The 14,662-nt window shown below is 38.7% G+C and carries 12 protein-coding genes; 7 read left to right on the top strand and 5 right to left on the bottom strand.

Translation table 11 applies throughout. The annotated features are described in order from the left end of the window. Positions 1 to 173: 173 nt before the first annotated feature. Positions 174 to 1,691: a glutamate--tRNA ligase gene (gene gltX / locus N8A89_RS07940; protein WP_281541779.1), complete on the bottom strand. Its 1,518-nt coding sequence runs from the start codon at positions 1,689 to 1,691 to the stop codon at positions 174 to 176. A gap of 82 nt (positions 1,692 to 1,773) precedes the next feature. Further along, a complete protein-coding gene (locus N8A89_RS07935) occupies positions 1,774 to 2,820 on the bottom strand; it encodes an alkane 1-monooxygenase (RefSeq protein WP_281541778.1) in 1,047 nt (348 codons plus the stop codon). Between the two features lie 73 nt (positions 2,821 to 2,893). Here N8A89_RS07935 and N8A89_RS07930 point away from each other — a divergent pair, with 73 nt between their 5' ends. The 7 genes from N8A89_RS07930 to N8A89_RS07900 all read left to right on the top strand — a co-directional run bounded on the left by N8A89_RS07930 (position 2,894) and on the right by N8A89_RS07900 (position 10,971). Beyond that, positions 2,894 to 4,321 (top strand): DUF4175 family protein, encoded by a 1,428-nt coding sequence (locus tag N8A89_RS07930; protein ID WP_289645284.1) that lies wholly within the window; start codon positions 2,894 to 2,896, stop codon positions 4,319 to 4,321. After that, entirely contained in the window at positions 4,279 to 6,369 is a 2,091-nt protein-coding gene (locus N8A89_RS07925) for a coiled-coil domain-containing protein (RefSeq protein ID WP_289645282.1), read from the top strand. The genes N8A89_RS07930 and N8A89_RS07925 overlap by 43 nt, the downstream gene beginning before the upstream one ends. Then, the gene (gene ybeY / locus N8A89_RS07920) at positions 6,362 to 6,781 is read left to right on the top strand and encodes an rRNA maturation RNase YbeY (RefSeq protein WP_281541773.1); all 420 of its coding nucleotides are present in this window, start codon (positions 6,362 to 6,364) and stop codon (positions 6,779 to 6,781) included. Before N8A89_RS07925 ends, ybeY begins: the two co-directional genes overlap by 8 nt. Before the next feature lie 5 nt (positions 6,782 to 6,786). Then, a complete protein-coding gene (gene mnmG / locus N8A89_RS07915; RefSeq protein WP_281541772.1) occupies positions 6,787 to 8,655 on the top strand; it encodes a tRNA uridine-5-carboxymethylaminomethyl(34) synthesis enzyme MnmG in 1,869 nt (622 codons plus the stop codon). Positions 8,656 to 8,846: 191 nt separating this feature from the next. After that, positions 8,847 to 9,407 (top strand): hypothetical protein, encoded by a 561-nt coding sequence (locus N8A89_RS07910; RefSeq protein WP_281541771.1) that lies wholly within the window; start codon positions 8,847 to 8,849, stop codon positions 9,405 to 9,407. Then, entirely contained in the window at positions 9,385 to 10,212 is an 828-nt protein-coding gene (locus N8A89_RS07905; RefSeq protein ID WP_281541770.1) for a class I SAM-dependent methyltransferase, read from the top strand. Before N8A89_RS07910 ends, N8A89_RS07905 begins: the two co-directional genes overlap by 23 nt. Positions 10,213 to 10,464: 252 nt before the next feature. Next, positions 10,465 to 10,971, top strand: a complete 507-nt coding sequence (locus N8A89_RS07900) for an OmpH/Skp family outer membrane protein (protein ID WP_281541769.1) — start codon at positions 10,465 to 10,467, stop codon at positions 10,969 to 10,971. 46 nt (positions 10,972 to 11,017) lie between these two features. Here the strand turns inward: N8A89_RS07900 and N8A89_RS07895 are convergent, their stop codons facing one another. The 3 genes from N8A89_RS07895 to rnr are packed head-to-tail and all read right to left on the bottom strand — an operon-like array spanning position 11,018 to position 14,621. Further along, positions 11,018 to 11,692, bottom strand: coding sequence for a LysE family translocator (locus N8A89_RS07895; RefSeq protein ID WP_281541768.1), 675 nt, complete (start codon positions 11,690 to 11,692; stop codon positions 11,018 to 11,020). Positions 11,693 to 11,698: 6 nt separating this feature from the next. Further along, positions 11,699 to 12,376 carry a head GIN domain-containing protein gene (locus N8A89_RS07890; protein WP_281541767.1) on the bottom strand — a complete coding sequence of 226 codons (678 nt, stop codon included), beginning with the start codon at positions 12,374 to 12,376 and terminating at the stop codon, positions 11,699 to 11,701. Positions 12,377 to 12,431: 55 nt separating this feature from the next. Beyond that, positions 12,432 to 14,621: a ribonuclease R gene (gene rnr, locus N8A89_RS07885; protein WP_281541766.1), complete on the bottom strand. Its 2,190-nt coding sequence runs from the start codon at positions 14,619 to 14,621 to the stop codon at positions 12,432 to 12,434. Positions 14,622 to 14,662 lie beyond the last annotated feature (41 nt).

Here is a 14,662-nt window from a genome sequence, read left to right as displayed (position 1 = left end):
GTCTTGTAAATTTATTAAAATCCCTCTATAATTGAATCGGTTTCCCATAGTTATTATCTATGAGCAATGGGTTGGACTTATATTTTCCATCAATCCTATCCCCATAAAGAAAGTTAAGCGTCGAAGAAGGGCTTCTGCGCAATATTTGGCTTATTTTGAGGGATAAAAAACCGCTACTCTTTGGGAAGTCTTTTTAGGGCAGTATTTATTCGCGCTATGCTCTCTTCTTTGCCAATCATTGACATGATATCAAAAACATGGGGGCCTTTCATGTCGCCTACTAAGACCAGGCGTAAGGGCGCCATGACCCTTCCAAAAGAAAGTTCCTGTTGTGAAATCCATGATTTTAACTCCAATTCAGTTTTTTCCGAGGTGAAATCTGAAATCCCCTCTAAGACATTTACCACCCCTTTCATTATTTCAGGCGTGTCTTCTTTCCATTGTTTTTTTACCGCCTTATCGTTGTATGATGATGGTGCGAGAAAGAAATAATCGCTGAGCTCCCAGAAATCACTTACGAAGGTGGCACGTTCCTTAATCAGAGAAACCACCTTTTCTAAATAAGCGATTGAAAATTCATCTTTCCTTACAGCTGTCTTAGCAATAAGCTCCTGCTCGAATAAGTCAGCTAAAACAGTGTTATTCTTTTTTTGCAAATAGCATTGATTATACCATTTGGTTTTATCAGGGTCGAATCTTGCCCCAGATTTATTCACCCGTTCCAAACTGAACGCTTTTACTAATTCTTCTAAACTGAACAATTCCTGCTCAGTTCCCGGATTCCAACCCAACATAGCCAAAAAGTTGACAACGGCCTCAGGAAAATATCCCGATTCTTTGTATCCTATAGATTCGTTCCAAGATAGCGGGAATATCGGAAACCCTCCTTTTTCGCCATCTCTTTTGCTCAATTTTCCTTTTCCCACCGGTTTCATAATCAGTGGCAAGTGCGCAAACTCGGGAGCTTCCCATTCAAAGGCATCATACAGCTGTTGGTGAAGTGCCAAGGAGGGCAACCACTCCTCGCCACGAATTACATGGGTTATTTGCATTAAATGATCATCAACGATATTCGCTAAATGATAGGTTGGCATGCCGTCACTTTTGAACAAGACCTTATCATCCAAAACATTGGTATCAATCTCAATAGCTCCCCTTATCACATCGTTTAGCTTTAATTTTTCATCAGGAGTTGTCAAAAAACGGATGACATAATCCTCTCCAGAAGCCAAACGCTTTTCTAGTTCTTCGGGCATTAACGACAAGGAATTGTCCAGCTTTAAGCGATTGTGCCAATTATAGATGAACGTCTTGCCTTTTGTTTCGTGGTCTTTTCGGTGAAAATCCAATTTCTCTGAAGTATCAAAGGCGTAATATGCCTTACCTTTTTTCACCAGCTCCTTCGCATATTGCTTATACAAATGTTTACGCTCACTTTGTCTGTATGGGCCGTGTCCGCCATCCTTTCCCGGACCTTCGTCAAATGGGATTCCACACCAATTTAACGCATCAATTATGTACTGCTCCGCCCCTTCCACATATCTGTTTTGGTCCGTATCCTCTATCCTGAGGATAAAATCCCCGCCATGCTTTTTGGCGAATAAATAATTGAAAAGTGCGGTGCGTACACCGCCTATATGTAATGGCCCTGTTGGACTGGGTGCAAAACGAACTCGAACTTTTTGGCTCATCTTATAAATTTGAGCTTCAAAGATAACGAACTCTTTTCAGGATATTTCCCTATTTACAGGTAACAAATGCTCTTGAACATAGCTATGCTGCCATTTTCATTTCATTGGGAATCCTTTTATTCATTAACCTGAACCAAAGCGGTGGTAAAAAGGAAAGTACCATAGAGGTGGGGTAGCCGAAAGGCATTTGAGGTGAAATATCGTGATAATCCAAGATTTGATATTTTTTAGAGGATTTATAATGATGATCGCTATGCCGGGTGAGTTCGTACAAGACGATTCTACCTATGACATGATTGCTATTCCAAGAATGTACTTCCCGGACACGCTCGTATCTTCCTGATGGTAGTTTTTTTCGCATTAAACCGTAGTGTTCAATATAATTCACGGTTTCCAACATAAGAAACCCGACCACACCCGCTAACAAGGCCACCGTAAGGCCAAGAATATCAAAAATTAGAAAAATGGTTGTTAAATATCCTATTTGGAGCAGCGTGTACCATAACATATCATTATTAATGGAGAGAAATGAAGCCCCATCCCTTTTAAGCAATTGCATTTGTAATTGCCAAGCACTTGTATACTGACGGATGGTAGAGGTCAACCAAAAAGAATATACCGATTGGTTGTACCTTGCGGTTGCCGGGTCCTCTGCAGTAGCGGCATTTGCGTGATGGCCAAAATTATGTTCAATGTAAAAATGCATGTAATGCGATGGTAACAGTAGTGTTTTGGCCAAGGTGCGCTGCATTCTTCCTTTTCGATGTCCTAATTCATGTGCAACATTGATTCCGTTGGTTCCCAAAACAATACCCATAGAGATTACCAGGCCCACAATTTCATAGGTTTGATAGGAATTGGAGGAAACATCATATAGCAAATAGCCCAGAAGTCCAAAAACAATGGGCACATTCAGGTAAAGCATCCAATCAAACAATCTGCTTTTTTCCTTTTCCGCTCTTTTTGCACCTTCAAGATTACTAGTATCGTGCGGCAGCAAAATTTCTAAAATTGGAATGAAGACAAATGCATAAAAAGGAGTGAAGAAACTCCAATATTCCTTAAAATAAATACTAATTACGGCAGAAACGGGCAGGGTTATGGCCGCCAGGTATTTTAAATCGCTCATCTTATCGCTTTTAACAATTTTTTCTAATCGAAATTTTAGATTACGACTATCTTGCTACTAAATATAGGATATTTTGAGTGGATACCATAACATATTGGGCAAGCTGAACGGGTTTATCCAAAAACATTACACCCAAAAATTAATAAAGGGCGGTCTGCTATTTATTACTTTGGGTGTACTCTTCTTTTTAGCCGTTATGGGGATAGAATACCTGCTTTGGCTAAACTCCACAGGACGCCTCATATTATTAGTGGTTTTTATTGCAACGGCACTCTTCTTAATGTATACCTACATACTTACCCCAATCTTTTATTTGTTAAAAATAAAAAAAGGCATTTCGGCCAAAGATGCCGCCTTAATGATCGGAAAGCATTTCCCCAATGTGGGTGACAAGCTTTTAAACCTTTTAGATTTAGCAGAAAATAATGAGAAAACGGAGCTTTTACTAGCCAGTATTGAACAGCGTTCCCAAGGATTGAACCCCATTCCTTTTACAAAGGCGATTGATTATGGACAGGCCTTCCGCTACTCAAAATACGTTTTGATTCCAGCTGCTCTTATTGTCTTGGTGTACGTTTCGGGTAACTGGAATTCTTTTTTTGGTTCCTATGAGCGGGTGGTGAACTATAATATGGCATACGAACCACCGGCGCCCTTTGCGTTTGAGCTATTGTCCGCCGATTTGAATGTCATTGAAAGTGAGCCTTTTACATTTCAGGTCGCTACAAAAGGAGCGGTTAGGCCAGAAAATGTATATGTTGTGCTCGATGGAAAAGAAATTCTTTTGCAGGAAGAAAACGGAATACATCAATATACCCTTTCGCCGCCTATCAGCAGTTCGGCTTTCAATTTTCGGGCCAATGAAGTAACCTCTAAAAGCTATTCACTTCAGGCTCTCAAAGCCCCTGCCATTGTTGATTTTAATATCAAACTTACCTATCCACCATATCTAAAAAAGAAAGCCGAGGTTCTGAAAAGCACCGGAAATGCCACCGTTCCGGAAGGTACAAATGTTACATGGGCCATCGTAGGGCAAGATACGGAGGAGATAAAGCTGATAACCAAAGATACCGCTTTGGCCTTTCAAAAGGATGAGGATGCATTTACCCTTTCAAAACGTGTGTTTTCCAGTTTGTCCTATCAACTAACTACTTCAAATGCCAATGCCAAAGATTATGAAAAGTTGGACTATAACTTTGAGGTCATAAAAGATGGTTACCCGACAGTTAAGGTAACACAGATACTAGATTCGCTTAATCCTAATGTTTCCTATTATTCAGGGGAGGCAGCGGATGATTACGGGCTGGCAAAAATAGATTTGGTCTATTTTGCAAAGGGTGAGGAGCAAAGTAAGGAAATAATCAATTTAAGTAGGCCCAACACAGGTTTCAGTCAATTCTACTATACGTTTCCATCAGGTTTAGAGCTTGATGCTTCCAAGAATTACGAATTCTTTTTTTGGTCACCGATAACGATGGTATCCGAAACGGCAAAACAGTAAAAAGTCAAGTCTTTAGTCAAACGCTGTTGGATGAAAATCAACTAAAAAACAAAGACTTGGAGTCGCAACAGAAGCTAATTAACCAACTGGATAATTCTTTGGAAAAAGCAAAGGAACAAAAGGAGGCCTTAGAGGATATTAACACGCAGCAGAAGGAAAAAAACAGCCTCAATTTCAATGATCAAAATCAGGTTAAAGATTTTCTGAAAAAACAGGAGCGCCAAGAAGAGCTCATGCAAAAATTTAGCAAAGAGCTTAAGGACAATCTCAATAAGGGAAATAAAGACGATAAACTCAATCAATTACTTCAGGAAAGGTTAGAACGGCAAGAACTAGAGGCCAAAAAGAACCAAAAACTATTAGAGGAACTGAATAAAGTTGCCGATAAAATAAATAAAGAAGAGCTGAGTAAAAGGCTGGAAGAGTTAGGCAAAAAGCAACAAAACTCCGAAAGAAGTCTAGAACAATTACTGGAGCTCACAAAAAGATATTATGTAACAGAAAAAGCGGCACAACTGGGAAAGGACCTTGAAAAACTTTCAGAAGAACAGGAGGCTTTATCCGAGAAAAAATTTGGAGAAGATTATGCAAAGGAAAATCAGCAGCGTCTGAAAGAAGAATTTGAAAAAATTGCTAAAGAACTTGAAGAATTAAAAAAGGATAATGCCGCACTAAAAAAACCCATCGATTTGAAAATTGATAAAACCAAAGAATCAGGGATTAAGGAAGACCAACAGAGTGCATTGGAGCAGATTGAGAAACATGAAAATAGTCATGAAAATAGTAGTGAATCATCATCTGGTGAGGAAAAGGAAAAAAGCGCTAGTGCTACCAAAAAAAGTCAAAAATCCGCTGCCGAAAAGATGAAGGAAATGAGCGAGGAACTCAGCGAGTCTTCGGCTGGTGGAGGAGGGAATTCATCAGTTGCCGAAGATGCGGAAATGTTACGTCAAATACTAGACAATCTCATTATTTTCTCCTTTAAGCAAGAAAACCTTTTTGATAAGTTAAGCGCTCAGGAACAGGAGGACGTCTCTCAATATTCGGCAACGGTTCGCGACCAAAAAGAACTTCGAGGTCTTTTTGAACATGTTGACGATAGCCTTTTTGCACTGTCGCTGCGCCAAGCAGAACTTTCCGAATTCGTTAACGAGCAGATCACAGAGGTTTATTATAATATCGATAAATCCTTGGAGAGCATGGCCGATGGTCAAATGTATCAAGGCATATCATATCAGAAATATGTGTTGACCGCCTCGAATAGTTTGGCCGATTTCCTGGCCAAGGTTATGGATAATATGAACGAAAGCCTTCAAATGGGCAAGGGCTCCGGCGAAAGTCAAAGTGGTTTTCAATTACCCGATATCATCAAGAGTCAAGGTGAACTGGGCGAAAAAATGGGGGAGTCAGGAAGTAAGGGGCAATCAGGTAGCCAAGGAAAACAGGGTCAGCAGGGGGAAAAAGGACAAAATGGCGAGGGAGAAAATGGCCAAGAAGGGCAAAAAGGACAGGGGCAGGGAGGTGAAAATGGTCAAGGTGAAGGCGGTGAAAATGGAGAAGGCCAAGAAGGTAAGGGTAATTCCGGTTCCAACGGAAACGGGGGAGAAGGACAAAATGGTTTATCCGAAGGAGAGCTTCAAGAAATTTATGAGATTTACCAAGAACAACAACGTATCCGGCAAGAGTTGGAGAAACAATTGGAAAACCTCCTGAATTCTGGCGATCGCAAATTAGGGGAAAAATTGGTTCGACAGATGGAAGACTTTGAGAACGACTTGTTGGAAAACGGTATAACCCAGCGTACAGTGAACAAGATGAATACCATTCAGTATGAGCTCCTAAAGCTTGAAAACGCCGCCTTAAAACAAGGAAAGAAACAGGAGCGCGAAAGTAATAGTAATGAAAAGGACTTTAGTAACCCTATTACCACTAAACCCTCATTATTAGATAATTATCGCAACGAAATAGAGATTTTAAATAGACAAGCCTTACCTTTGCGGCAAAATTTTCAGAATAAAGTAAAGGAGTACTTCAAAGGCGATGACTAACTTTCATTATGAGACTGATTTTCAGCTTATAGAAGCTGAAAATCATAAGAATTGGATTGAAAAATGTTGTAAATCAGAAGGTTATGCTATTGAATCGTTGAATTATATCTTCTGTGATGACGATTTCCTATTAAAAATCAATCAGGAATATCTCAATCATAATGATTATACGGATATCATCACTTTTGATTATACTCAAGGGAAACTGGTTTCGGGAGATATTTATATATCGGTAGAACGAGTACGAGAAAACAGTATGCATTTTGATGTATCGTTTGAAAATGAATTGCATCGTGTTATGGTACATGGTCTCCTCCATTTAATGGGATATAAGGATAAGGGTGACGAGCACATCGAATTGATGCGGCAAAAAGAAGAAGAAAAAATAAAGCTGTTCCACGTGGAACAATAGAAGTTATGTTTGGAGAAAATTATGATGTTATAGTAGTAGGAGGCGGGCACGCCGGTGCGGAAGCAGCGGCTGCAGCGGCCAATATGGGTTCCAAAACCTTGTTGGTCACCATGAACCTACAGACAATTGGGCAAATGTCCTGTAATCCTGCCATGGGTGGTATTGCAAAAGGACAAATAGTGCGGGAAATTGATGCCCTCGGTGGTTATAGTGGAATTGTAACGGACAAGTCGGCCATTCAATTTAAAATGCTGAACAAGTCCAAAGGTCCGGCCATGTGGAGCCCCCGTGCTCAAAATGACCGCATGCGTTTTGCAGAAGAATGGCGACTAGCTTTGGAGCGTACCCCTAATGTAGACTTTTATCAGGAAATGGTATCAGCACTATTGGTTGAAGGTGATACCGTAGTAGGTGTGCGAACTTCATTGGGAATCGATATTAAGGGCAAAGCCGTGGTTTTGACCAATGGCACCTTTTTAAATGGGTTGATTCATATAGGTGAAAAACAATTTGGAGGAGGCCGCGCAGGAGAAAAAGCAGCCACAGGAATCACAGAACAATTAACTGCTCTAGGGTTCGAAAGCGGAAGAATGAAAACCGGCACACCTCCCCGAGTTGATGGCCGATCTCTAGACTATTCGAAAATGATTGTGCAACCCGGAGATTCCAGGCCTGAAAAATTTTCTTATACGGATACCCCAACACTTACTACACAACGGGATTGTTACATGACCCATACCAGCGCGATGGTTCACGATTTGCTTCGCGAGGGTTTTGACCGCTCTCCGATGTTTAATGGAAGAATTAAAAGTATAGGCCCCAGATATTGCCCCTCGATCGAGGACAAAATTAATCGGTTTGCGGACAAGGATAGTCACCAAATGTTCATTGAACCAGAAGGGTGGGACACTGTGGAGGTTTATGTTAACGGGTTTTCAACCTCTCTACCCGAGGATGTTCAATTCAAAGCACTACGCTCCGTTGTTGGATTTAAGCAGGTCAAATTTTTCAGGCCGGGATACGCAATAGAGTACGATTATTTTCCACCTACCCAGTTGAAACACACCTTAGAAACTAAATTGGTGAATAATCTTTATTTCGCAGGTCAAATTAATGGTACCACCGGCTATGAGGAAGCTGCATCCCAAGGTTTAATGGCGGGTGTAAATGCACATCTTAAATTAAACGAAAAGGAACCATTTATTTTAAAAAGAGACGAAGCCTATATTGGTGTATTGATTGATGATCTTATTACAAAGGGGACAGAAGAACCCTATCGTATGTTCACATCGAGGGCAGAGTACAGAACATTATTACGCCAAGATAATGCAGATTTACGATTGACGCCAATGGGATATGAAATTGGTTTAGCTAAAGAAAATCGACTTCTCAAGATGGAGCAAAAGCTTGAACAATCCGAGGCCTTTGTTAATTTCTTCAAGTCCACTAGCGTACTTCCGAATGATATAAATCCCATTTTGGAAAAAGTAGATTCTGCTTTGGTGAATCAATCCGATAAAATGTTCAAGGTTTTTTCCCGGCCCAAAGTGACCATGGATCACATGCTTCAATTAGATGCGGTTTCCTCCTATGTAAATGAAAATGACCTAGACAGGGAGGTTTTAGAACAGGCCGAAGTTCAGGTTAAATATTCTGGTTATATAGCTAAGGAAAAGGTGAACGCCGACAAATTGCACCGACTTGAAGCGGTAAAAATTCCTCCCAATTTTGACTACTCTAAACTTAAGTCGCTTTCTTATGAAGCCCGGGAGAAACTGACCGCCATTCAACCGGTAACCATATCACAGGCCTCTAGAATTAGCGGTGTCACTCCTAGCGATATTAGCGTTCTATTGGTTTTCTTGGGAAGGTAGTTGCAATTGTTCCACGTGGAACAATTTCTATGTTTTATTTGTATCATCAGATGCTGGCCTGATTAATAAAAGGGCTCTCAACAATTGTTTGACAGGTCTAAAAGTAAAAAATAACCGCCTAATTATCACAAGGGCAAGGTTATGTTGGCTTGATTTTTGATATTTATTTTGACCATCTTCAGCCGATTTTTATGAGAAGAGCATGCATCTTTCTTGTCTTTGTTTTTTTAATCCAATCCTGTATTCCTCTTCGTGTTGCACCTAAAATTGATGACTACAATGTTGGCAAGGGGAAAAATTTTAAACGCAGCCTTCCGGAAAGAGAGATGTTTATCTTTGAAGACCCCAAGGAAGCCTACATGTTCTATGATTGTGTAGACATGAAATACGGCCTCAATAATGATAATGTTTATGATGATATCCCCTTTGAAATAGATGACAAACAATACTTCTTCTCGTTTTATGAAACAGAAATACAAGACAAGTATTTAAACCTGTTTCCTTTTGTCGCCGATATTTCCCTCAACGCGGCTTTAGACAACGATGATATGGAACCTATTCTTTCCGATAAAGCGGAAGGGGTACGAAGAAACGGAAATTGGTACATCGCTATAGAGGTATACAGTGACACAGAAAAAGACTGCCTAACAATTAACCCACTTTCTAGAAAAGTGGTTTTAGAGTATCTTAGGGACTTGAAAAACGAATATTTAGCTACCCACAATTATAATGAGCTCATATTTAAAAACTAAAGATTATTTTAATACCCAAGAAGAATTTGAGTTATTATATGATTCTGAGTTGGACATGCTTGTTACACATCCACAACCTTCAGAACTGGACATCTATTATAAAAGTGAAGATTATATATCCCATTCCGATAGTCGCCAAAATCTATTGGAAAAAATCTATCATCTAGTTAAAAAATATAATCTCAATCGGAAAGTTAGGCTGATTGATTCTGTCAACAGTCCCGGGAAAAAATTATTGGACATAGGGGCGGGGACAGGTGATTTTCTTTTAACTGCAAAAAATAAAAATTGGAATATTGAGGGCGTCGAACCAAATTCTATGGCTAGATCTAAGGCTGCCGGCAAAGGAATTTTATTACACCCTAGTATTGACGATATACCCAAAACCAAGTTTGATGTTATTACACTTTGGCACGTTCTAGAACATTTACCCAACCTGGATAAACAGCTAGCTTCAATAACTTCTTTATTAAACGATAATGGAAATCTAATAGTCGCCGTGCCTAATTTTAAGTCCTATGACGCAAAAAGATATAAAACGTTCTGGGCAGGATTTGACGTCCCAAGACATCTCTGGCATTTCTCCAGAACCGCAATTCCCTTGCTCTTTAACAAATACAACTTAGATCTGATGTCTACTAAGCCAATGTGTTTTGATTCTTATTATGTCTCACTGCTTTCAGAAAAATATAAAACCGGAAAAACCAAATTACTTAGTGCTGCCTATACGGGGTTCATCTCAAATATTAGGGCGCTTTCTACAAAAGAGTATTCTTCCATCATCTATATACTTAAAAAAGCATAGAAATCAATTTAAAAGGCGTCTGTCACAGTTTCTTTACCCATACAAGCCAACATATAAGCCCGTGCTGAAAACCTTCTTAATCCTCATTATATTGATTGCTTTCACATAAGTAAAATTTATGGTGTTTGGTAATATCCATCATTTTCATCTATATCTCTATTTTTGGACAAATATGACACTCTAGAAATACTTTAATTCTCAAGGAGAGTTAGAAAAGCTTTGTTACTTTTGCGCAACTTAAATTTAATACAAATGAGAAAATTAATTCTAGGTTTGGTGGTATTGGCATTTGTCTCCTGCCAACAAGAAAAAATAGGTTACGTGGATAACGTGAAACTAATGAACGAATACCAAGAAAAAATAGATGTTGAAGCTAAATTCAAAACTAAAGCAGATGCGTTGACAAAAAAGAGAGATAGTATTTCTCAGGCATTCCAAATAGAGGCACAAGCTTTTCAAGCAAAAGCTCAAAAAATGTCTCAACAAAAAGCACAGGAAGAATATGCCTTGTTCCAGCAAAAAGGACAGTTTATGGGCCAACAACTACAACAGGAAGATCAGCAACTGCAGGCCGAAGGTCAAAAAGAAATGGATAGTGTTGTAAGTATTGTTAAAAAAGAAATCGAAGCCTACGGTAAAGCTAATGGTTACAGCTATATCCTTGGTGGAGGTGATGGTGGTAGTGTTCTTTATGGTAAGGATGCTAATGACCTTACTTCAGAAATCGTTAAAATTCTAAACGATAAATATAAAAATTAGTATCTAAAAACTTCTTTTAATAAACAACCGGCTATCGCCGGTTTTTTTATCTTATTTTCTCAATTCTTTCTATACCTTTCTTTATATCAAATTTATCTTGTGGTAAAAAACCCTTAACTATAAGTACGATACCACATACAACCAAAATTAAACCAATGCCTTTCTTAATTAGATGGATACGCTTATAAGTTAATTTTTTCTTTAATTGCTTGGCCAACAATATTTTAAAAATATCCGTTACAAAATAGGCAGAAAGCATTGTGGTAAAGAAAACCAGTATTCTATTCGGTTCATTTTCTAGACTAGGGCCCACAATAATGATGATACCCAACCAAAATACGAGAACACCAATGTTGATGAAGTTCAATAAAAAACCTTTAACAAATAACCCAAAGTAATCCCCACTAGTAATCTTGATTGATTTCTTCCGTACGGCCTTAGAGTCCCTTTTGAAAAAAGTAGTTAATCCATATACCAATAATATTACCCCTCCAAAAACGTAAAGTCCTGGCTGATTACTTAAGTTTTCAAGTAATTGAAAACTACTAAAGTAAGCCGCAATGATGAAAATAATATCAGCGATAATTACACCGCAATTGAAAGACAGTGCCGCCCTGAATCCTTTTATAGCGCTGGTCTCTAAAAGCACAAAAAATACAGGTCCAATCATAAAGCTTAACAAAAAACCCAATGGAATTGCTGCCTGTATATCTTCCAGCATAAACTGCTATACTTTTTTAATTACTCCGCCAAAAACTGTCTTTTCTTCTAACTTTGGAGGATTACCATGTACGAGTACCTCACCACCAGCCTTCACTGCGGCCCTAACATATTCACTGGCATAGATTTCTGCCCTAGAACCGGCATTTACATTAACCGTAGAGAATTTGGTCTTAAAATTCTTACCTTGGTAAACACCACCTGTATTTATTTGAACGTCCTGTAAATCCGAGAATCCGGATGTTTTAATTACACCACCAGAAACCGATTTAATCAGCATTTGTTCAACCTCTGCAGTTACTATTAACTCCCCGCCTTCTTGTGCCTTAAGTTCTAAAACATCCTGTTTTATGACTCCTTCAGATATAATCCTAGCATCTTCGTTAACGTCTATCACCACCAATTTTTCGGTATAATAAATATCTACGAAAGTTTTATAACCACTGAAAATCTTGCCTATCTGCATTCGCACTTTAAGAATGCCATCATTATTTACAATGGCAACCTTATCTGTATTATCCCCGGTAATTACTGCCTTATTTTCAGTTGATTTGATAAGGTTTATGGAAAGGCCGTCAAAACCCTTGAGTTCAGAAAACTTATCCAAACTTTTGGTTACTTTATTTTCCTGTGCATTTATTATTTGTAACCCACAAAGAAATAACAACACTATAATTTGTTTCATTCTGTTGGTTTTTTTATTTAACTAGCCTTACTAAGCAAAAGCTGTTCCAAAATGCCTATTCGTTTTTACCTAGGAGCGTGAAATCCAGATGACGTTTCACCAAATCTGTGTTCTTAACCATTACAATTACTTCGTCACCTAATTGATATGTTTTCTTGGTTCTCTCACCGACGATTGCATATTCCTTATTGTCAAAGATATAATAATCTCCTTTTATGTCTCGGATACGAACCATACCTTCACATTTATTCTCTATTATCTCCACATAGATACCCCATTCTGTGACCCCACTTATTACCCCAACAAATTCTTCATCTTGGTGGTCCTGCATGAATTTTATCTGCATGTATTTTATAGAATCCCGTTCTGCGCTTGACGCAAGATATTCCATGTCCGAAGAATGCTTACATTTTTCTTGATACAGCTCCGCCTTTGCAGATTTTCCACCATCCAAGTAATGTTGAAGTAGACGATGTACCATTACGTCGGGATATCTTCGAATAGGTGAAGTAAAGTGCGTATAATAATCAAAAGCAAGACCATAATGTCCTATATTGTCCACCGTATACACGGCCTTGCTCATACTACGTATGGCAAGCGTGTCCACCAAATTCTGTTCCTTTTGACCCTTAACATCATCCAAGAGTTGATTTAAGGATGCACTAATGGATTTTTTATCTTTAAAGTTAAGCTTGTGTCCAAATCTGGATACAATCCCGTTTAAGGCTATTAATTTTTCTTCATCCGGATCATCATGAACCCTATAAACGAAAGTTTTTATAGGTTTCTGTTTACCTATAAACTCTGCCACTTTTCTATTGGCCAAGAGCATAAACTCTTCAATAAGTTTATTGGCATCTTTTGATTCCTTAAAATAAACACTAGTTGGCTCGTTCTTTTCATTAAGGTTAAAACGTACCTCTACTTTATCAAAAGAAATGGCACCCTGGTCCATTCTTTTCGCTCGCATGTCCCTGGCCAGTCTGTTCATGGTCAAAGTGGCTTCCACCACTTCATCATCAACTTTGTATTCGGATTTTCTAATCGAGACTTCTTTTGGAATAAATCCTTTTTCAGATTCTATAATATGCTGTGCCTCTTCATAAGAGAAACGTTCATTGGAATTAATGATTGTTCTTCCAAACCACTGACCTTTAATCTGCCCTTTTCTATCCAATTCAAAAATGGCTGAAAAAGTATATTTTTCCTCGTTAGGTCTTAACGAACAAGCATTGTTGGAAAGTACTTCCGGTAACATAGGAACAACCCTGTCTACAAGGTATACCGAAGTGGCCCTATCGTAAGCTTCCTCATCCAATACCGTACCTTCTTTTAAATAATGAGATACATCGGCAATGTGAATACCTATTTCATAATTACCGTTCTCTAGAATTTTAAAGGAAAGGGCATCATCAAAATCCTTGGCATCCTTAGGGTCTATGGTAAAGGTCAACACGTCACGCATATCCCTCCGCTTTGAAATTTCCTCGGGCTTAATTTGAGTATCCAAGCCGTCCGCAAAACTTTGCACTTCCCCAGGAAACTCATAGGGAAGACCATATTCCGCCAAGATGGAGTGTATCTCCGTATCGTGTTCTCCCGGTTTGCCCAGAACTTCGGTAACCTTTCCATAAGGGGAATCCTTATCGTCCGGCCAATCGGTAATTTCTACTAAAACTTTATCTCCGTCCTTAGCATTCTTGAGTTTGTCCTGAGAAACAAAAATATCAGTATACATTCTAAAATCCGTAGGTCGTACAAAGGCAAAGGTCTTTTGCATATCTACGATTCCCACGAACGTATTCTTATAGCGTTCTAAAACCTTTACTACCTCTCCCTCTAATTTCTTACCGTTCCTTCTGGGGCGTATAAACACCTCTACTTTATCCTTATGAAAAGCTTTGTTTATTTTATTAGCCTGAACGAAGACATCATCCTCCATTCCCTCAATTACAATGTAGGCATTTCCTCTTCCTGTGATATCAACAATTCCCTCGTGGTGGGTTTTGTTGTCCTCTAAAGTTTTATAATTGCCTCTACTACTCTCCTGAATTCTTTTAGTTTCCTTGAGTTGCACCAATCTCTTAATGAGTAAATTTCTTTCTTGAGTATCCGTGACCCCAATTTTTGCAGCTATTTGTTTGTAATTGAAGCTTTTTTGTGGTTCTTTTTCTAAAACCGTGAAAATACCTTTTGTAATCTCGTTCTTCCTATGGTTCTTCGCCTTCTTATTTCTCTTCGACATTTAAAATTTTAATTTGCTGGAAAATTACGAATTATAATCCA

This window comes from Maribacter aestuarii, assembly GCF_027474845.2.
Classification (GTDB): Bacteria; Bacteroidota; Bacteroidia; order Flavobacteriales; family Flavobacteriaceae; genus Maribacter; species Maribacter aestuarii.
This window is presented reverse-complemented; position numbering and strand designations above follow the sequence as displayed.

Coding starts and splice junctions, on each gene's coding strand:
- gltX (WP_281541779.1), bottom strand. CDS start 1,691: ATGAGCCAAAAAGTTCGAGTTCGTTTTGCACCCAGTCCAACAGGGCCA.
- N8A89_RS07935 (WP_281541778.1), bottom strand. CDS start 2,820: ATGAGCGATTTAAAATACCTGGCGGCCATAACCCTGCCCGTTTCTGCC.
- ybeY (WP_281541773.1), top strand. CDS start 6,362: ATGACTAACTTTCATTATGAGACTGATTTTCAGCTTATAGAAGCTGAA.
- mnmG (WP_281541772.1), top strand. CDS start 6,787: ATGTTTGGAGAAAATTATGATGTTATAGTAGTAGGAGGCGGGCACGCC.
- N8A89_RS07910 (WP_281541771.1), top strand. CDS start 8,847: ATGAGAAGAGCATGCATCTTTCTTGTCTTTGTTTTTTTAATCCAATCC.
- N8A89_RS07905 (WP_281541770.1), top strand. CDS start 9,385: ATGAGCTCATATTTAAAAACTAAAGATTATTTTAATACCCAAGAAGAA.
- N8A89_RS07900 (WP_281541769.1), top strand. CDS start 10,465: ATGAGAAAATTAATTCTAGGTTTGGTGGTATTGGCATTTGTCTCCTGC.
- N8A89_RS07895 (WP_281541768.1), bottom strand. CDS start 11,692: ATGCTGGAAGATATACAGGCAGCAATTCCATTGGGTTTTTTGTTAAGC.
- N8A89_RS07890 (WP_281541767.1), bottom strand. CDS start 12,376: ATGAAACAAATTATAGTGTTGTTATTTCTTTGTGGGTTACAAATAATA.
- rnr (WP_281541766.1), bottom strand. CDS start 14,621: ATGTCGAAGAGAAATAAGAAGGCGAAGAACCATAGGAAGAACGAGATT.